An 18,917-nucleotide genomic window follows, 5' to 3' on the forward strand; every position below is an offset into this window, starting at 1 on the left:
TACCGCTCCGTGGCGACCCGTCCAGCATGCCGCCCGATCGGGCGCCGGTGGGGGCGCCGCGCCGGACCGTCCGCAGACGATCCGGGCGGCACCGGTGTCACCGACGGGTGAACGCCCGGAGCGTCAGCCCTGGCCGGGTACCTGATACCGCGGGAACGCCAGCTCGCCGTTGTAGCGGGCGGCGTCACCGAGCAGCTCCTCGATGCGCAGCAGCTGGTTGTACTTCGCCACCCGCTCGGACCGCGCCGGGGCGCCGGTCTTGATCTGGCCGCAGCCGGTCGCGACGGCGAGGTCCGCGATGGTGACGTCCTCGGTCTCCCCGGAACGGTGGCTCATCATGCAGCGGTACCCCGCGTTGTGCGCCATCGTCACCGCGTCGAGGGTCTCGGACAGGGTGCCGATCTGGTTGACCTTCACCAGCAGCGCGTTCGCGGCGCCACGGGCGATGCCGTCCTCGAGCCGCTCCGGGTTGGTGACGAACAGGTCGTCGCCGACGAGCTGCACCTTGTCGCCGATGGCCTCGGTGAGGCCGACCCAGCCGTCCCAGTCGTTCTCGTCCAGCGGGTCCTCGATGGACACCAGCGGGTAGGAGTCGACCAGCTCGGCCCACACCTCGGACAGCTTGTCCGCGGTGATCTTCTTGCCCTCGAAGGAGTACTTGCCTGCCTCGTGGAACTCGGTCGCCGCGACGTCGAGCGCCAGCACGACGTCGGCGCCCAGGGTGTAGCCGGCCCGCTGCACGGCGGCGGCGATCAGGTCGAGCGCCCCGCGGGTGCCGCCCTTGACGTCGGGGGCGAAACCGCCCTCGTCGCCGAGGCCGGTCGACAGGCCCTTGTCCTTCAGCTCCGCCTTCAGCGCGTGGTAGACCTCCGCGCCCCAGCGCAGCGCCTCGCGGAAGGTCTCCGCACCGATCGGGGCGACCATGAACTCCTGCACGTCGACGGAGGTGTCGGCGTGCGCACCACCGTTGAGGATGTTCATCATCGGGACCGGCAGGACGTGCGCGTTGGAGCCGCCGACGTAGCGGAACAGCTCCAGGCCCGAGGACTCCGCCCCGGCCTTCGCGACGGCCAGCGACACGCCCAGCAGGGCGTTCGCGCCGAACTTCGACTTGTCCGGGGTGCCGTCCAGGTCGACGAGGCGCTGGTCGACCAGTCGCTGGTCCACCGCCTCGACGCCGACGAGCTCCGGCCCGATCTCGTCGAGGACGGCCGCGACGGCCTTCTCGACGCCCTTGCCGCCGTAGCGGTTCTTGTCGCCGTCCCGCAGCTCGACGGCCTCGTGTTCGCCGGTCGAGGCGCCCGACGGGACCGCGGCACGCGCCAGCGTGCCGTCGTCCAGCGCGACCTCGACCTCCACCGTGGGGTTGCCCCGGGAATCGAGGATCTCGCGTGCCCCGACCTGCTCGATGACCGCCACCGTGACTCCTGTTCTGATCGCGGGTGTCGTCCGGTGCGTCAGCGTAGTCACCGGTCGGCCCCCGGCGGGGGACGCTTGCGTCACCCTGCTCCGCACCGGCGGTCTGTCAAGACCTCGCGTCCCGCCCGGATCGCACCTAACGTAAGGGTGACCATGAGCAGTCCCCGTGCGAACCACCAGGACCCGGTCGCGGCGTTCCGCCGTGCCGACCGACTGCTCTCCCGGCACCGCCCGCTCGAGGCACTCGACGCGCTCCGCCCCGTCCTCGACGCCCACGGTCCGGACGAGCCCGGCGACGCCTCGGTGCACCTGCTCGCCGGCCGCGCCTATCTCGACTCGGCACAGCTGCGGAAGGCCGAGGCGTCGTTCGTCCGGGTCGTCGAGATGGATCCGGCCGACCACTACGCGCGCTTCGCGCTCGGCAAGACGCTGCAGCGCCAGGGCAGGCTCGGCGAGGCCGAGACGCAGCTGAAGATCGCCTCGGCGATGGATCCGCGCCCGGAGTACCAGGAGGCGCTGGGCGAGGTGCGGGCCCGCATCGCGCTCGCACCCGACCGTCCCTGAACTGCGAAAACGGATCTTCCGGGGCGAATGCCGCGCGAGCCTTCCCCGCTCGATCGGGTGAGGTTAGCCTTCCCGCCCGGCAGCACACCCTCACCTGGTGACTGCTCGTAGTGGTCACGCTGCAGGAGGTCGCATGCTGGGGAACGCGCTCATCGGGCTGCGCGAAGGACTCGAGGCCGCGCTGGTCGTGGCGATCCTGGTCGCGTTCCTGGTCCGCACCGGACGTCGCTCCGAGCTGCCCAGGGTGTGGGCGGGCGTCGCGCTCGCCGTCGCCGTCAGCGTCGGCGTCACGCTCGGGCTGACCCTGACCCAGCAGGCACTGACCTTCTCCGCGCAGGAGGCGCTCGGCGGCTCGCTCTCGATCATCGCGGTCGGCTTCGTCACCTGGATGATCTTCTGGATGCGCTCGCACGGCCGGACCCTGTCCCGGGAGCTGGAGGGCGCCGTGGACCGGGCCGTGTCGATGGGGCCGTGGGCCGTCGTCGTGATGGCGGCGCTCGCCGTCGGCCGCGAGGGCCTGGAGACCGCGATCTTCTTCTTCGCCGCCGCGCAGGCCGCGGGCGAGACGGCCGGGCCGCTGGTCGGGTTCCTGATCGGCATCGCGATCGCCGTCGCGCTGGCGTACGCGATCTACCGTGGCGCGCTGACGATCGACCTGGGCCGGTTCTTCACCGTCACCGGCTTCCTGCTGATCTTCGTCGCCGCCGGGATCCTCGCCTACGGCGTGCACGACCTGCAGGAGGCCGGGATCCTGCCGGGGCTGACCACGTTGGCCTTCGACGTCAGCGACGTGATCCCCGCCGACTCCTGGTACGGCACGCTCCTCAAGGGGATCTTCAACTTCTCACCGCGGACGACCGTGCTCGAGGCCGTCGTCTGGTCGCTCTACGTCGTGGTGGTCCTGGCGCTGTTCCTGCGCCCCGCCCGCCGGCGCGCCCCCGCCACCACCGACGCCTGAACCCCGCACCGTCCACGGTGTCGATCCCTCTAGGAGAACGCACGATGTCCCCCGTCACGCGCACGGCCGCCGGCCTGGCGTCACTCACCGTCGCCGCCGCGCTGCTGGCCGGCTGCACCTCGACCGCTCCCACCGCGCAGGGGGCGGGCGACGGCGGCCCGATCACCGTGAACGCCACCGACACCGCCTGCGAGATCTCGACCGCGCAGGCCCCGGCCGGCACCCTCACCTTCCGGATCACCAACGCCGGCAGCAAGGTCACCGAGTTCTACCTCTACGCCACCGGTGACCGGATCATGGGCGAGGTCGAGAACATCGGCCCCGGGCTGTCCCGCGACCTAATCGTCGAGGTCCCCGACGGCGGCACCTACACCACCGCCTGCAAGCCCGGCATGTCCGGCGACGGCATCCGCGCCCCGTTCAGCGTCACCGGCTCGGCGCAACGCGCCACCGACGCGAACGCCCAGCTGGCCGCGGCCACCGCCGGCTACAAGCGCTACGTCGACTCCCAGGTCGGCGCCCTCGTCCCGAAGACCCAGGAGTTCGCCGACGCGGTCAAGGCCGGCGAGGTCGAGAAGGCCAAGGCGCTGTTCCCGGTCGCGCGCACCTACTGGGAGCGCATCGAGCCCGTCGCCGAGTCCTTCGGCGACATCGACCCGAGGATCGACGGCCGGGAGGACGACGAGCGTGACCCGGGCGTCGGGTTCACCGGGTACCACCGGCTGGAGAAGGACCTGTGGGTCACCGGCCTGCAGCCCGACTCGGCCGCGATCGCCGACCGGCTCACCGCCGACATCACCGACCTGGCCGCGCGCACCCGGACCGTCGAGCTGACCCCGGTCCAGCTCGCGAACGGCGCGAAGGAGCTCCTCGACGAGGTCGCCACCGGAAAGATCACCGGCGAGGAGGACCGCTACTCCCACACCGACCTGTGGGACTTCGCCGCGAACGTCGAGGGCTCCCGCGCCGCGGTCGCCGCACTCCGCCCGACGATCGACGCCAACGACCCCGCGCTCGGCCCGGTGCTCGACCAGCGGTTCGAGGCCGTCGAGACGCTGCTGCAGGGCTACCGGGTCGGCGACGGCTACCGGCTGTACACCCAGCTGACGCCGGAGGACACCCGCGCGATGACCGCGGCCGTCGACGCGCTGTCCGAGCCGGTCAGCAAGGTCGCGGGCACCGTGACGGCATGAGCCCATGGCACCTGTCCCGGCGACGGCTGTTCGGCCTGGCCGGCGCCGGAGCGGCGCTGGCCGGGGCGGGCGCGGCCGCGGGCTACAGGCTGTCCGGCGCGCCCGCCGCCGACGGCGTCGTCGCCTTCCGCGGCGAGCACCAGGCCGGGATCGTCACCCCGACCCAGGACCGGCTGCACTTCGTCGCGCTCGACCTCACCTCGACCGACCGCGCCGCCGTCGCCGACCTGCTGCGCCGCTGGACCGCCGCGGCCGAGCGCATGACGACCGGCCGGGAGACCGCCGAGGGCGGCGCGATCCCGGCCAACCGCTACGCCGCCCCGGCCGACACCGGCGAGGCGCTCGGGCTCCCGGCCGCGTCGCTGACGCTGACCTTCGGCGTGGGCCCGGGGTTCTTCGACAAGCTCGGGATCGCCGACCGCCGCCCGCCCCGACTCGCCGGGCTCCCCCGGTTCCAGGGCGACCGGCTCGACCCGGCCCGCTCCGGTGGGGACCTGTGCATCCAGGCCTGCGCCGACGACCCGCAGGTGGCCGTGCACGCGGTCCGCAACCTGGTCCGCGACGGCTTCGGCGTCACCGAGGTGCGCTGGTCGCAGCTGGGGTTCGGGCGGACGTCGTCGACCTCGACCGGGCAGGCGACCCCGCGCAACCTGTTCGGGTTCAAGGACGGCACCAACAACCTCAAGGCCGAGGAGCCCGATCTGCTCGCGCAGCACGTGTGGGTCGGCGACGAGGGCCCGGACTGGCTGCGCGGCGGCTCCTACCTGGTCGCCCGCCGGATCCGGATGCACATCGAGACCTGGGACCGCTCCGGGCTCGACGAGCAGGAGCAGATCATCGGCCGGGACAAGGGTGAGGGCGCTCCGTTGACCGGCACGGCCGAGTTCGACCTCGCCGACCTGACCGCCACCGGTCCGTCGGGGCCGGTCATCCCGGACGACAGCCACATCCGGCTCGCCTCCGCCGAGGCCAACGGCGGCGCGCGGATGCTGCGGCGCGGCTACAACTTCGTCGACGGCACCGACGGCCGCGGCCACCTCGACGCCGGGCTGTTCTTCGTCGCGTTCGTGCGCGACCCGCTGACGCAGTACGTGCCGATGCAGCGCAGGCTGGCCCGGTCCGATGCGCTCAGCGAGTACCTGGAGCACAACGGCTCGGCGGTGTTCGCGGTCCCACCCGGCCTCGCCGAGGGCGACGACCACTGGGGACGCGCGCTCCTCGCCTGACCCGCACGCCGCGTCCCACCGGCACGGCCGCGCCCGCCGGGGTGCGGGCCGGATCAGGGTGCGGGCGGGGTCAGGGTGCGGGCCGGATCAGGGTGCGGGCGGCGCCGGGACGGCGGTGCGCTGCGCGTAGTCGGCGGCGGCTGCCCACACGTCGCGGGCGTAGTCGCCGGAGGCGTTGTAGGCGAGCACCCCGCGCCACCAGTCCCCGGCGACGGCGACGTCGCGACCGTTCGCGCACAGGTAGCCGGCCGCGGCGAGGGCGGCGTCGTCGACCTGCTGGGGGTCGGCGACGCCGTCGCCGTTGCCGTCGGCGCCGTAGCGCGCCCAGGTCCCGGGCAGGAACTGCATCGGCCCGACCGCGCGGTCCAGCGCCGGGTCGCCGTCGAGGCGGCCGCCGTCGGTGTCGGCCACCCGGCGGGTGCCGCCGGTGCCGTCGAGCGGGATCCCGATGATCGGCGGGTCGACGCGGCCGTCCGGGCCGGGCTCGGCTCCGCGGAAGGTCGCGTGCCGGGACTCGATCCGCCCGACCCCGGCCAGCGTCGCCCAGCTCAGCCGGCAGTCCGGGGTGCGCTCGCGCTGGCGCAGTTCGGCGGTGGCGTAGGCCTGCAGGGTCCGCTCGGGGATGTCGGCCTCGGTCGCGGTCGCCCGGGCCCACGCGACGACGTCGGTGCCCGCGGGCAGCGGCGCGGACGCGGGCGGGGCGGACTGCCGGTCGACCGGGGTCCGGGGCAGCGACGGCCCGAAGTCCGGGCCGGTCGCCAGCGCGACGAGCACGATCAGGGCCAGGATGCCGCCGATGGCCGCGAGCAGCGACTGGGTGCGCACGCTCCCACGTTACCGACGGGTATCACCCGATCGGGGTGCGGGTCAGGGACCGTCCCAGTAGCGGCGCCAGTCCTCGGCGGTCAGCGCGTGCGGGTCCAGCCCGTCGGCGGCGGCGGCCTTCTCCGCCGACCGCACCCGCGCCTCGAACTCCCGGGCGGCCGTCCGCAGCGCGGCCTCCGGGTCACCGCCGCGGAGCTGTGCGGCCGCGGCCAGCCGGAACAGCGCCGCGCCGGCACCGTCGTCGGCGGGCAGCAGGTCCGCGGGCAGCCCCGCCTTCGCGGTGCGGGAGGTCAGCTTCGCGGCGAGCGCGACGGCCGGCTGGACCGTCGCGATGCCGTCGACACTGGACTCGCGCTGCTTCTCGGCGCGCTTGAGCTCGTCCCAGCGGCGGTCCTGGTCGGCGGCCGTGGCGACCTGCTCCCCCGCGGCGAACACGTGCGGGTGGCGGCCGACGAGCTTGTCGACCAGCCCGGTCGCGACCTCGTCGATCCCGAACGGGGCGCCGTCGTGCTCGGTGGCGACGCGGGCGTGGAACAGCACCTGCAGCAGCACGTCGCCGAGCTCCTCGCGCAGCTCGGTGCGGTCACCATCCTCGATGGACTGGTAGAGCTCGTAGCACTCCTCGACGAGGTAGCGCAGCAGCGAGGTGTGGGTCTGCTCGGCGTCCCACGGGCAGCCGCCGGGCGAGCGCAGCCGGTCCATCACCGCGACGGCGTCGAGCACCGCGTGCCCGGTGGGCGGCGGCACCGCACCGGGGTGCGCGGCGGCAGGGTGGCCCGCCGGGACCAGCAGCACCGTGCCGTCGGCGAGCCCGGCGGGGTCGGTGCCGGTCCAGTCGGCGGCACCGGCGGCGGCGCCCGCGTCGAGACCGGGCACGGCGAGCACGTCGGTCGCGGAGCGCAGCAGCGGCAGTGCCGCGGCCGGGAGTGCGGCCCCGCGCCGGGGGCAGACGACGACCGTCGCGGCCATCAGGGAGCGGGCGGGGTCGGGTTGCCCGCGGCGACCGGGAACACCACGGAGGCGTCCTCGGCGGTCGGTACGGCGAGCATCTGGATCGGGTCCCACTCGCCGTAGCGGGGGTTGAGCTGCACGCCGGTGCGCAGCGCGGTGGGGGTCAGCATGCGGATCCCGGCCTCGGACAGCGAGCGCTGGTCCAGCTGGCCGACCGCGTCGCCCGGGGCGGGGGCGCCGAGGTCGCGGTCGGTCACCCGGACCACGACCCAGCCCTGGCCGCTGCCCAGCGGGAACGCCGCGACCCAGCCGGCCGGGATCCCGATCAGCGGGGTGAGCGCGGCCTGCGGGGTCTCGGCCGGGCGGATCGCGAGCCCGCGCTGGGTGGTGCCGGCACCGGCCAGCGCCGCCTCGGCCCGCTGCCCGCCGGCGGCGACCTCACGGGCCAGCGTGCTGGCCTGTGCCCGGTCCTGGGCGACCGCGACGTCCGCGGTCACCGACAGCCGCGGCAGCTCGCGGCGGGCGAGCTCGGACAGGGTCAGCTCGTCCCGGGTGGCGGCCTGCGCACCGCCGACCGCCAGCGACGACTCCTGCACCGCCTGCTCGCCGCCCTGCCGGGCGATCGCCGCGGCGACCTGCTGGTCGGACACGGTGACGCCCTGCTCCGGGGCGGTCAGGCCGATCAGGTCGCGGATCACCAGCTGGGACACCACGGCCCGCCCGATGTCGGCCTCGGACCCGCCCTGGGCCTTGAGACCGTCGACCAGCCCGGGCCGGGTGAGCACCGAGGTGATCGCGGGCTGCACGGTGGCGAGCGGGATCGACGTCTCGCCGACGATCGCGGCTGCGTCGACCCGGCTCGGTCCGGTGCCGCAGCCGGCCCCGGTGACAGCGACGGCCCCGACGATCAGCAGGGCGGCGGTGATCCTGCGAGTGCGCACGGCGGTCAGCCTCTCACGCGATGTGGTGCCGATCTCCCCCGCCCGGCCGACCCGGTAGTGCGGGCCGGGCCGCCGACGGCCGCCCCGCGAGGTCCGGCGGCCGCGCGGGCGGGTGCTCGTCGAGCCGGGCCAGGGCGATCGCGATCGCCCGGTCCAGCTGCGGGTCCCGTCCCGACGCCCGGTCCTGCGGGGTCACCACCACCTCCACGTCGGGGTCGACGCCGTGGTTCTCCATCGTCCAGCCGACGTCGTCGAACCAGGTGGCGTAGCGGGGCTGGGTCACCAGGGTGCCGTCGACGAGCCGGTAGCGGCTGTCGATCCCGATCACCCCGCCCCAGGTGCGGGTCCCGACGACCGGGCCGACCCCGAGCCGCTTGATGGCGGCGGTGACGATGTCGCCGTCGGAGCCGGAGCGCTCGTCGGCCAGGGTCACCACCGGCCCGCGCGGCGCCTGCTCGGGGTAGGTGGCGGGTGCGCCGTGCCGGGGCAGGTCCCACCCGATGACGCGGCGGGCGAGCTTCTCCACCACCAGCTGCGAGGTGTGCCCGCCGCGGTTGCCGCGCACGTCGAGCAGCAGGCCGTCCTTCGCGGTCTCGCGGGCGAGGTCGCGGTGCAGCTGGGCCCAGCCGTAGCCCATCATGTCCGGCACGTGCAGGTAGCCCAGCCGGCCGCCGGAACGCTCGGCGACCTCGGCGCGCAGCCGGGCCACCCGGTCCTGGTAGCGCAGCTCGTCCTCGGAGTGCAGCGGGCGCACCGCGACGCGGCGGACGGTGCCCGCGTCGGGCCGGTCGGGGCCGGAGCGGACGGTGAGCTCCACGGTGCTCCCGGCCGTCGCGACGAGCAGTGGCGCGACCCCCCAGTGCGGGTCCAGCGGGCGCCCGTTCACCTCCAGCAGCACGTCCCCGGCCCGCACGTCGACGCCCGGCCCGGACAGCGGGCTGCGCGCGGCGGGCGCGGAGGTCTCCGGCGGCAGGACGCGCCGGACCCGCCACCCCGGTCCGCCTGCGGGGTCGGGTTCCAGGTCCGCCCCGAGCAGGCCGGGGCGCCCGGTCGGGTCGCCGCCGGCGCGGCCGCTCATGACGTAGGCGTGCGAGGTCCCCAGCTCGCCGTGCAGCTCCCACAACACGTCGAGCAGGTCGTCGTGGCTCCCGGCCCGGTCGACCAGCGGCCGGTACCGGGCGGTCTCGGCGACCCAGTCGACGCCGGCCATGTCCTCGACCCAGAAGTGGTCGCGCATGAGACGTGCGGTCTCGTCGAACATCTGCTGCCACTCCGCGACCGGGTCGACGGTGACCACGAGCCGGCGGGTGTCGATCGTGAACTCGTCGCCGCCCGCGTCGTCCTCGGGTGCCGCGGAGCCGCCCCGGTCGGCGCGCAGCAGCCGCACCGTGCCCCGGTCGCGGACGACGAGCCGGGTTCCGTCGCCGCTCACGGCGAACGACGACGCCGGATCGGCGACCACGGTGACCGTGCGCCGGGCCAGGTCGAACCGCTCCAGCACGGCGCGGTCGGGCTCGGCGTCGTCGTCGGGGAGGCTGTCGCCGAGCACGCCGGTGCCGCCGGGCAGCCGCAGCCACACCAGGCCGCCCCGGACCGCGGCGAGCCGGGTGTAGCGGGCGGCCTCGACCGGCACGCCGACGACCCGGTCGGCCAGGCCCTCGACGTCGACGACGACCTCCGGCGGTACCTCGTCGGCGTCGCGCCCGGACCGGCGACGGCCGCGGCGCTCCCCGCTCCGGGCCTGCGTCCCGGCCCCGTTCGCCGCGGCCACCGCGCGGCCCGCACCGTCGGCGGCTCCGCCGGCGACACCGTCACCGGGCGGTTCGGGCTCGTCGCCGGGCTCCGGCGGGGCCGGGGGCGTCGGCGGGGTGGCGGGCGGGTCGTCCGGGCCTTCGTCGGCCGGGTCCACCGGGCGGCCGTCCGGCCCCGCCCCGAACGGCGACGGCGTCCGCGCGGCCAGCGGCACCAGGAACGGCTTCCAGCCGGTGCCGAAGGTCAGGTCGAAGGAGTGCTCGTCGTAGCTGGGGTCGAACACCCGCCGGGACAGGAACGCCAGGTGCCTGCCGTCGGCGGTGAAGACCGGGTCGCTGTCGTGGAAGCGGGCCGGGGTGACCTCGGCGTGCTCGCCGTCGGCGACCCGGGTGAGCACGATCCGCGACAGCCCCTCGGGGGCCGGGTCGCACCAGGCCAGCCAGGCCGAGTCCGGTGACCAGGACACGTCGGAGGGCTCGCCCGCGGTGCCGCGGTGCAGCTCGCGCAGCTCCCCCACCGCCCGGGCCGGGACGGCCTCGTCGACCACGCCGTCGTCGGGCCGGTCGTCGGGGCCGGGTGCCGGGTCCGGTGCGGGATCGGCGCCGGTGTGCAGCACCAGCAGCCTGCCGTCGTGCGTGGTGAGCGCGACGGCGGACCCGTCCGGTGCCGGGGCCAGCTCCAGGACCCGTCCGATGCCGCCCGCGGCGTACCGCGCCCGCTCCGGGGCGTCCGGGACGTGCGGGTCGAGCGGGGCCACGACCACGGCGTCCTCACCGGTCGCGTCGTCCACCCACACGGCGCGGTGCGTGCCGAGCGGGTGCGCGAGCCGGGCCCGCACACCGGGCTCGGCGAGCAGTGCGCGGGCGGGGCCGTCGCGGTGGGTGAGCCGGTGCACGGTCCCGCGCACCGACACGATGCTCGTGCGGCCGGTGCGGTCGGGCCGGACCGGGCCGAGGTCGGCGGGCAGCGACGCGCGGAACGGCTCGCGGGCGCGCCGCGGCCCGCCGGGTCGGACGTCGATCCGGCGCGGCTGCGAGGCGGCGGACAGGTCGTCCAGCAGGAAGATCTCCCCGGCCGACTCGTAGACCACCCGGCGCCCGTCGGTGCTCGCGTGCCGGGCGTAGAAGTCGGTGCCGCCGCCGGACCCGTGGTCGGTGTGCCGGCGCAGGTCGGTGCCGGGGTCGGCGAGCGGGACGGAGTAGACGTTCCCCCAGCCCTCGTGGTCGGAGACGAACGCCAGCCGCGGGCCCGACCCGTCGTCGACGACCATGGGGCACTCCAGCTGCCCGGCCAGGGCGGCGAGGACCCGGGTGAACTCCCCCGTCCCGGCGGTGTCGAGCCACAGCCGGCCGGCGCGCCCACCGCGGTAGCGCTTCCAGTGTGCCGCGTCGCGCCCGCCCTCGACCTGGGTGAGCACGGCGGGTCCGCCGGGCTGGTGGGCGAGCGCGGAGAGCGTGCCGTACGGCAGCAGCCGCGGTGCCCCGCCGGTCGCCGGGACCGCGTACGCCCACAGCCGGGAGGTCGCGTCGCCGTGCGCGGACAGCGCGACCACCGCGCCGTCGGGGGTCCAGCCCGCGGCGCGGGTCGGCGCCTCGCCCCACCAGGTCAGCCGGGTGGGCGTGCCACCCTCGGCGTCGACGCGGTACACCTCGGGCGCGCCGTCGCGCCGGGACGCGAACGCGACGGACCCGCCGTCGGGCGAGAAGCGCGGTGCGGTGACGGGCACCCCGTCCGCGGTCAGGCGGTGGGCCCGCCCGCCCTCGACCGGAGCCGTCCACAGGTCGTCCTCCGCGACCAGGACGAGCGTGTCACCCGACAGATGGGGATGGCGCAGGAAGCTCACACGGCGACGTTAGCCGCACGCACCGACATTCCGGACCCGCCCGCGGCGGGGTCCCCGGTGCAGACGCAGCGCAGCGGGGCGAAGCCGTTGAAGCCCACCGAGGAGTAGCTGGCGGTGTAGGCGCCGGTGTGCAGCAGCCGGACCACGTCACCGGCGCACAGGTCGTCGGGGAGCAGGTAGGGGTGCCTGCGGTAGAGCACGTCGGCGCTGTCGCAGGTCGGCCCGGCCAGCACGACCGGGGAGCGGGGGCCGTCGTCGTGCGCGGTGCGGATCGGGTAGCGGACCAGCTCGCCCTCGGTCTCGGCGAGCCCGCCGAAGCGGCCGACGTCGAGGTAGACCCAGCGCGGACCGGCGTCACCGTCCCGGTCGGACACGAGCACGACCTCGCTGTGGAGCGTCCCCGCGTCGGCGACGAGGCCCCGGCCCGGTTCGATCATCAGCTCCGGCCGGTCGTCGCCGAACTCCGCGGCGACCGCCTCGCGGATCGCGTCGCCGTAGTCCGACAGCGGGCGGACCTGCGCGTCGTAGTGCGCGGGGAAGCCGCCGCCGAGGTCGAGCAGGTCGGGTCGCAGCCCGCGGGCGCGGACCCGGCGGAACACCTCCGCGGCGTCGGCGATCCCGGCCCGCCACGCCCCCGGGTCGAGCTGCTGGGAGCCGACGTGGAACGACACGCCCGCGGCGCGCAGCCCGGCCGCGTCGGCGTCGAGGAGCAGCGACGCGGCCGCGGCCGTCGAGCACCCGAACTTGCGGTCCAGCGGGAAGCAGGAGCCCGCGCCGGTGCAGGTGACCCGGACGAACACCTCCGCTCCCGGCGCGCAACGCGCGATCTTGGCCAGCTCGGCGGCCGAGTCGACGGCGAACCGGCGGACCCCGCTGCGGTGCGCGAACGCGATGTCGCGTTCCTTCTTCACGGTGCTGCCGTAGGAGATGTCCGCGGGCCGCGCGCCGGCTGCGAGGCACAGTTCCAGCTCCGGCCGGCTGGCGACGTCGAATCGCGCGCCGAGACCGACCAGGAATGCGACGAGCCGCGGGGCCGGATTCGCCTTGACCGCATAGAACAGTTCCGCGCCGGGAAGTGCACGTCCGAATTCGGCGTACCGTTCCCGGACGGCGTCCAGGTCCAGCACCAGGTACGGAGTGCAGATTTCGACGGATTCGGTGGAGACGGGCCGGCGATCGGACATCGGACACACCTCTTTCCCGGACACGGGGAGTTCACGACGGAAACGGCGCTCTGATCTGCCGTTGATCCGATCGTAAACAGTGTGGATCACGCCCGTGTGGTGCCGTGGATCACCGGAGGAAACGGGAACCCACGTCGTGCGATTGATCCCGACAACTCCGGCGAGCGGTTCGGCGGTGTCCGTCCCGTTCCGTCCCGGAAACGGCACGGGCGCCGACACCCGATGTTCTTCGGTGCAGCACCCGGTGTTCATCAACGCGGCGTCAACGCCGCGTCGGGGCCGCGTCAGGACGAGGCGGAGCTGTGCACCGGGGTGGAGGTCGGCACGATCTGCAGCAGGAGCTCCGCGCACCAGCCGAGCAGCTCGACGTCGCGCATGGCGGCACCGCCGATCCGGTTGCCCTGCACCGGCTTGGGCACCGTGACGACCTGCGCGGCCGCCTTGTACTGCGCCTTGGGGTAGAGCCGGCGCAGCCGCAGCTGGGCGGAGTCGGGCAGCTGCATCGGACCGATCCGCAGCTGGGTGCCCGCCGAGGCGACCTCGCGGATGCCGAGGCGGCGGCAGAGCTGGCGGAACCGGGCGACCTCCAGCAGGTTGCGCACCGGGGTCGGGGGCTCGCCGTAGCGGTCGGTCAGCTCCTCGACGATCGCGGTGAGCGCGGCGTCGTCCGGCGCCTCGGCGATCTTGCGGTAGACCTCCAGGCGCAGCCGCTCGCCGTCGACGTAGTCGTGCGGGACGTGCGCGTCGACCGGCAGGTCGACCCGGACCTCCTGCAGCTCCTCCGGCTCGGCCCCGATCTCTCCGCCCGCCTGCCTGCGGAACGCAGCGACGGCCTCCCCGACCAGGCGGATGTAGAGGTCGAACCCGACGCCGGCGATGTGGCCGGACTGCTCGGCACCGAGGATGTTGCCCGCGCCGCGGATCTCCAGGTCCTTCATCGCGACGGCCGCACCGGAGCCGAGCTCGGAGTGCTGGGCGATGGTGGCGAGCCGGTCGTGTGCGGTCTCGGTGAGCGGATGCTCCGCCGGGAACAGGAAGTAGGCGTAGCCGCGGTCGCGGCCACGCCCGACCCGGCCGCGCAGCTGGTGGAGCTGGGACAGGCCGAGGGTGTCGGAGCGTTCGACGATCAGGGTGTTGGCGTTGGAGATGTCCAGGCCGTTCTCGACGATCGTGGTGCAGACCAGCACGTCGAACTCGCGGTGCCAGAACGCGCTGACGGTCCGCTCCAGCAGGTCCTCGTTCATCTGCCCGTGCGCGACGGCGACCCGCGCCTCGGGGACGAGGTCCTGGATCTTCTTGGCCGCCCGGTCGATCGAGCTGACCCGGTTGTGCACGTAGAACACCTGGCCGTCGCGCAGCAGCTCGCGGCGCAGGGCGGCGGCGACCTGCTTGTCGTCGTAGGCGCCGACGTAGGTCAGGGTCGGGTGCCGTTCCTCGGGCGGGGTGGTGATCGCCGACATCTCGCGGATGCCGGCGAGGCTCATCTCCAGGGTCCGCGGGATCGGGGTCGCGGACAGGGTGAGCACGTCGACGGCGGCGCGCAGCGCGGTGATGTGCTCCTTGTGCTCGACGCCGAAGCGCTGCTCCTCGTCGACGATCACCAGGCCGAGGTCCTTGTAGCGGATGCCGGTCTGGAGCAGCCGGTGTGTCCCGACGACGACGTCGACGGTGCCGTCGGCGAGCTTCTCGATCGTCTCGCGCGCCTCGGCCGGGTCGGTGAACCGCGACAGCCCGCGCACGGTCACCGGGAACTGGCGCATCCGCTCGGAGAACGTCGACAGGTGCTGGGTGGCGAGCAGCGTCGTCGGGACGAGGACCGCGACCTGCTTGCCGTCCTGCACGGCCTTGAACGCCGCCCGCACCGCGATCTCGGTCTTGCCGAACCCGACGTCGCCGGAGATGACGCGGTCCATCGGGACCGGACGCTCCATGTCCCGCTTGACCTCGTCGATCGCGGAGAGCTGGTCGGGGGTCTCGGTGTAGGGGAAGGCGTCCTCGAGCTCGCGCTGCCACGGGGTGTCCGCGCCGAACGCGTGTCCCGGCGAGGCCTGGCGCGCCGCGTAGAGCTGCACCAGACCGGCCGCGATGTCCTTGACCGCCTTGCGGGCCCGGCTCTTGGTCTTGGCCCAGTCCCCGCCGCCGAGCTTGTTGACGGCGGGCTGCTCGCCGCCCACGTAGCGGCTGATCTCGTCGAGGGCGTCGGTCGGCACGAACAGCCGGTCGGCGGGCTGGCCGCGCTTGGAGCTGGCGTACTCCAGCACCAGGTACTCGCGGGTGGCGCCCTGGACGGTGCGCTCCTTCATCTCGATGAAGCGTCCGATGCCGTGCTGGTTGTGGACGACGAAGTCGCCGGGCTGCAGCACGGCCAGGTCGACGGCGTTGCGCTTGCGGGGGGTGGTCTTGCGCGGCGCGGTGTCGAGCCCGGCGCGGCTGCCGGTCAGGTCGGCCTCGGAGACGACGACCAGCCCGACCTCCGGCGCGGTGAACCCGTTCAGCACGCGCCCGCAGGTGACGGTGACGATCCCCTTCTCCGGGGCGTCGGCGAGCACCGGGACGGCGGAGGCGGGGACCTCGGCCTCGCGCAGCTGCTCCAGCGAGCGGTCGGCGGTGCCCTGCCCGGCCAGCACGAGCACCGCGGCGCCGCCGGTGGCGACGTGCGCGCGCAGGTCGGTCAGCGCGCGGTCGGTGTCGCCCCGGTAGGGCTCGATCTCGTGCACGCCCGCCACGACGACGTCGTCGGAGCCCGACAGCAGCGGCGACAGCGAGACCACCGGGCGGCCGGTCGCCGTCGCGTGGTCCAGCGTGACGCGCAGGTCGCGGTAGGCCGACCCGGAGACGTCGATCGGGGCCTCGCCGCCGGAGCCGGACGCCAGCCAGGACGCCTCCAGGAACTCCTGCCCGGTGCGCACGAGGTCCGCACAGCGGGTGCGGATGCGCTCGGGGTCGGCGAGCAGCACCCGCGTCCCGTCCGGGAGCAGGTCGGTGAGCGTCTGCATCTCCCCGCCGACCAGCGCCGGGATCAGCGACTCCATGCCCTCACCGGGGATGCCCTCGGACAGCTTCTCCAGCAGCTCGCGCAGCGGGTTGCGGTTGAGGCCCGCGGTCTCGGGCTGCTCCAGGGCCAGCTCGCCGGCCCGCTCGCGCACCGGGGTGGTGAGCAGCAGCTCGCGGCACGGCGGCACGTCGATCCGCGTGACCTCGCCGACCGAGCGCTGGTCCGCGACGGAGAACGACCGCACCTCGGAGACCTCGTCGCCCCAGAACTCGACGCGCACCGGGTGCTCGGCGGTCGGCGGGAAGATGTCGAGGATGCCGCCGCGCACGGCGAACTCGCCGCGGGTGGTGACCATCTCGGCGCGGCTGTAGGCCAGCTCGACCAGCCGCACCAGCAGCTGCTCGAAGTCGTACTCCTCGCCGACGGCCAGCGTCACCGGGGCGAGCGTGCCCAGCCCGGGCGCGACCGGCTGGATCAGGCTGCGCGCCGCGGTCACGACCACCCGAGGGGCGGTCTCCGCCGAGGAGAGCCGGTGGAAGATCGTCAGCCGGCGGGCGACGGTGTCCGGGCGCGGGGACAGCTTCTCGTGCGGCAGCGTCTCCCAGCTCGGCAGTACGACGACCGGCGCGCCCGCGCAGTCGTGCACCGTGTCGGCGGCGGCGCCCGGCGCCTCGCCGTGGCCGAGCAGGTCCGACACCGCGGCCGCGAGGTCCTCGGCCTCCCGGTCGGTGGCGGTCACGGCGAGCACCGTGGAGGTCTCGGCGAGCCCGGCGGCGAGCAGCGGGCGCACCGCGGAGGGACCCTCGACCTGCACGGCAGGGGTCTCACCGGCGCGGGTGTCCGCGGCACGGGCGGCGTCGACGGCGGCGCGGAGACCGGCGTCGGACAGGGCGGAGGTGAGCAGACCGGACAGGATGGCCACGACGGCGCTGGCTCCTCGGTGGAGGTGGGCTGGCGGTGCGCGCGACGACGGGGGCCGGCCGCGGGCAGGACAGACCCCTGCCCGGGTCGCGGTAGGGCTCCCGACCCGGTCGGGGTGCCGGCCTCCGAGTTTACGCCTGGCCCACGCGGGCGCCGACCGAGGCGTCGGTGTCCCGCGGCACGTCCCGCTCAGAGCAGCCCGTCGCGCTCCAGGGTCGCCTCGTAGAGGTCGAGCATCCGCTCGTCGTCGCCCCCGGCGGCGACGGCCGCGTCGGCGTAGGCCTTCTCGAAGCGCTCCTGGTTGGCCTGCCAGGTGCGACGGAAGGTGTCGGCGTCACGACGCCAGTAGCCGAGCACGCCGTAGGCGCCGGGCGGCAGGCCGCGCTCGTGGCGCAGGTGCTTGCGGGCGGCGCGGGTCGCGGACGCCTCACCGCCGACGTAGACGTAACCGGGCCCGTCCGGCAGCGCCAGCCCGGCGACGATCTCCGCCAGCCGGCTGCCGGTCTCGCTCGCGGGCTCGCGGCGGACCCGCGCCCGCGCGGGGAAGTCGGCCGGGACCTCGTCGATCTCCAGGACGACCTCGGTGTCGATGCCCTCGGGTGTCTCGGTGACGATCCGGGCGAGCGCCGGGAGCGCGGCCGCGTCGCCGACGAGGATCTGCCAGCCGACGCCGGCCGGGCGCTTGAACCAGCTGTTCGAGTGCGAGACCTCGATCTCGTCACCGACGCAGGCCCGCCGGGCCCAGCCGGCGCCGACCCCGCCGGGGTGACAGACCAGGTCGATGGACGCCCGGGTGCGGCAGGGGCTGACCTCGCGCAGGGTGTACCAGCGACCGTGGTCGTCGCGGCCGCCCTCGGGCAGCGGGAAGTGGAAGACGCAGGCCTCGTCGGGGACGCCCGGCAGGCCGAGACCGGCGAGCCCCTCCCCCTCGAGCTCGGCCCGGACGAAGACGTCCGAGACCCGCTGCAGACCCACCACACGGACCGCCGCCCGATCCTCGGTCACGACCGACATCGCCGCCTCCTCCATAGGTGAGGCTCAGCTAACCATGACGGAGCGGACCACACCAAACGGATCTTCCGGACACGGTGTCGCACAGCGCGACTACTACGTTGCATCGTAAATGCTCACCCGATCGTGTGCGCTAGCGTCGACAGACGTCAGGCGGGTTTCCGACCCCGAGCCAGCACGGAGGAGCAAGCGGTGATCACGGTCTACCTCAACCGCCGGATCGACGACGACGCGCGCCGCGAGTCCCTGTTCCGGGGCGACTTCCACCTCTACAGCGGGATCGGCGGCGCGAACGCCCTCGCCGACCACGCCAAGGACCTGATCGGTCAGGCCTTCGAGGGCCTGGACCCGGAGCGCGCCCAGTACGAGATGGACGTCGACGAGTTCGTCCGCCGCGTCGAGCCGCTCAAGCGCGAGTTCACCAACGGCGACCGGACCAAGGCGCTCTGCCAGCAGTTCGCCGTCGACTTCGGCGTCGACCCCGAGCGCACCTACTTCGACATCCCGCGGCTGCGCGTGATCCCGGCCGACCAGTTCCTCACCGCCGGTGTGTCCTACAACTACAAGGCTCACCGCGACATGTGGTACGGCCACCCGCAACAGCTCGTGAACTACTGGACCCCGGTGTTCGACGTCGTCGGCGACAACGTCATGAGCATGTACACCGACTACTTCGACCGCCCGGTGAAGAACGGCTCGAACCAGTACGACTACGACGAGTGGGTCGCCAAGCACCGCACCGCGGCCGCCGGCGAGAAGACCACCGACACCCGTCCGCACCCGCTCCCGCTGGAGGACTTCGAGTCCCGCGGCGAGATCCGGATCGCCGGGCAGTCCGGTGACGTGTTCATGTTCTCGTCGAACCACCTGCACGCGTCGGCGCCGAACACCTCCGACGTCACCCGGTTCTCCTACGACCTGCGCACGATCAACCTCGACGACGTCCGGGCCGGCCGCGGCCCGCGCAACGTCGACTCGGGCGCGACCGGCACCACGCTGGGCGACTTCCTGCGGGTCTCCGACCTCGCCCCGCTGAAGGCCGAGGAGTTCGAGGACGCACTCACGCACGCCTGAGCCCACCGCCCTCCCGACGGCCCGGTACCGCGAGGTGCCGGGCCGTCGTGCTCTCGACGC

General features: G+C 74.5%; 13 protein-coding genes. 5 read left to right on the forward strand and 8 right to left on the reverse strand.

Annotated features, from left to right (window positions below):
- Positions 1–123 precede the first annotated feature (123 nt).
- Positions 124–1,419, reverse strand: a complete 1,296-nt coding sequence (gene eno / locus DMP15_RS26145) for a phosphopyruvate hydratase (RefSeq protein ID WP_337826588.1) — start codon at positions 1,417–1,419, stop codon at positions 124–126.
- Positions 1,420–1,572: 153 nt separating this feature from the next.
- On the opposite strand from eno, the gene DMP15_RS26150 reads away from it, so the two are divergent.
- The 4 genes from DMP15_RS26150 to efeB all read left to right on the forward strand — a co-directional run bounded on the left by DMP15_RS26150 (position 1,573) and on the right by efeB (position 5,360).
- Entirely contained in the window at positions 1,573–1,983 is a 411-nt protein-coding gene (locus tag DMP15_RS26150) for a tetratricopeptide repeat protein (RefSeq protein ID WP_100879622.1), read from the forward strand.
- A gap of 133 nt (positions 1,984–2,116) precedes the next feature.
- Positions 2,117–2,941, forward strand: a complete 825-nt coding sequence (gene efeU, locus DMP15_RS26155) for an iron uptake transporter permease EfeU (protein ID WP_337826589.1) — start codon at positions 2,117–2,119, stop codon at positions 2,939–2,941.
- 44 nt (positions 2,942–2,985) lie between these two features.
- On the forward strand, positions 2,986–4,134 hold the full coding sequence (gene efeO, locus DMP15_RS26160) for an iron uptake system protein EfeO (protein ID WP_073577648.1): 1,149 nt from the start codon (positions 2,986–2,988) through the stop codon (positions 4,132–4,134).
- Positions 4,131–5,360, forward strand: a complete 1,230-nt coding sequence (gene efeB / locus DMP15_RS26165; RefSeq protein WP_337826590.1) for an iron uptake transporter deferrochelatase/peroxidase subunit — start codon at positions 4,131–4,133, stop codon at positions 5,358–5,360. Before efeO ends, efeB begins: the two co-directional genes overlap by 4 nt.
- 87 nt (positions 5,361–5,447) lie before the next feature.
- Here efeB and DMP15_RS26170 read toward each other — a convergent pair whose 3' ends face one another.
- The 7 genes from DMP15_RS26170 to DMP15_RS26200 form a co-directional block, all read right to left on the reverse strand.
- The gene (locus DMP15_RS26170; RefSeq protein WP_337826591.1) at positions 5,448–6,185 is read right to left on the reverse strand and encodes a lytic transglycosylase domain-containing protein; all 738 of its coding nucleotides are present in this window, start codon (positions 6,183–6,185) and stop codon (positions 5,448–5,450) included.
- 42 nt (positions 6,186–6,227) lie between these two features.
- On the reverse strand, positions 6,228–7,154 hold the full coding sequence (locus tag DMP15_RS26175; RefSeq protein WP_337826592.1) for a MazG family protein: 927 nt from the start codon (positions 7,152–7,154) through the stop codon (positions 6,228–6,230).
- A complete protein-coding gene (locus DMP15_RS26180; RefSeq protein ID WP_337826593.1) occupies positions 7,154–8,077 on the reverse strand; it encodes a SurA N-terminal domain-containing protein in 924 nt (307 codons plus the stop codon). The genes DMP15_RS26175 and DMP15_RS26180 overlap by 1 nt, the downstream gene beginning before the upstream one ends.
- A 13-nt stretch (positions 8,078–8,090) precedes the next feature.
- Positions 8,091–11,672: a S41 family peptidase gene (locus tag DMP15_RS26185; RefSeq protein ID WP_337826594.1), complete on the reverse strand. Its 3,582-nt coding sequence runs from the start codon at positions 11,670–11,672 to the stop codon at positions 8,091–8,093.
- Complete coding sequence (locus DMP15_RS26190) at positions 11,669–12,856, reverse strand: type III PLP-dependent enzyme (RefSeq protein WP_337826595.1); 1,188 nt, start codon at positions 12,854–12,856, stop codon at positions 11,669–11,671. Before DMP15_RS26190 ends, DMP15_RS26185 begins: the two co-directional genes overlap by 4 nt.
- A gap of 284 nt (positions 12,857–13,140) precedes the next feature.
- Positions 13,141–16,764, reverse strand: a complete 3,624-nt coding sequence (gene mfd, locus DMP15_RS26195; protein WP_337826721.1) for a transcription-repair coupling factor — start codon at positions 16,762–16,764, stop codon at positions 13,141–13,143.
- Positions 16,765–16,961: 197 nt separating this feature from the next.
- Complete coding sequence (locus DMP15_RS26200) at positions 16,962–17,786, reverse strand: siderophore-interacting protein (RefSeq protein WP_337826596.1); 825 nt, start codon at positions 17,784–17,786, stop codon at positions 16,962–16,964.
- A 189-nt stretch (positions 17,787–17,975) separates the two neighbouring features.
- Between DMP15_RS26200 and DMP15_RS26205 the strand changes: the two genes are divergently transcribed.
- On the forward strand, positions 17,976–18,857 hold the full coding sequence (locus tag DMP15_RS26205; RefSeq protein ID WP_062400283.1) for a hypothetical protein: 882 nt from the start codon (positions 17,976–17,978) through the stop codon (positions 18,855–18,857).
- Positions 18,858–18,917: the final 60 nt, after the last annotated feature.

It is taken from the genome of Pseudonocardia sp. UM4_GMWB1, from assembly GCF_017312155.1.
Lineage (GTDB): Bacteria > Actinomycetota > Actinomycetes > Mycobacteriales > Pseudonocardiaceae > Pseudonocardia > Pseudonocardia alni.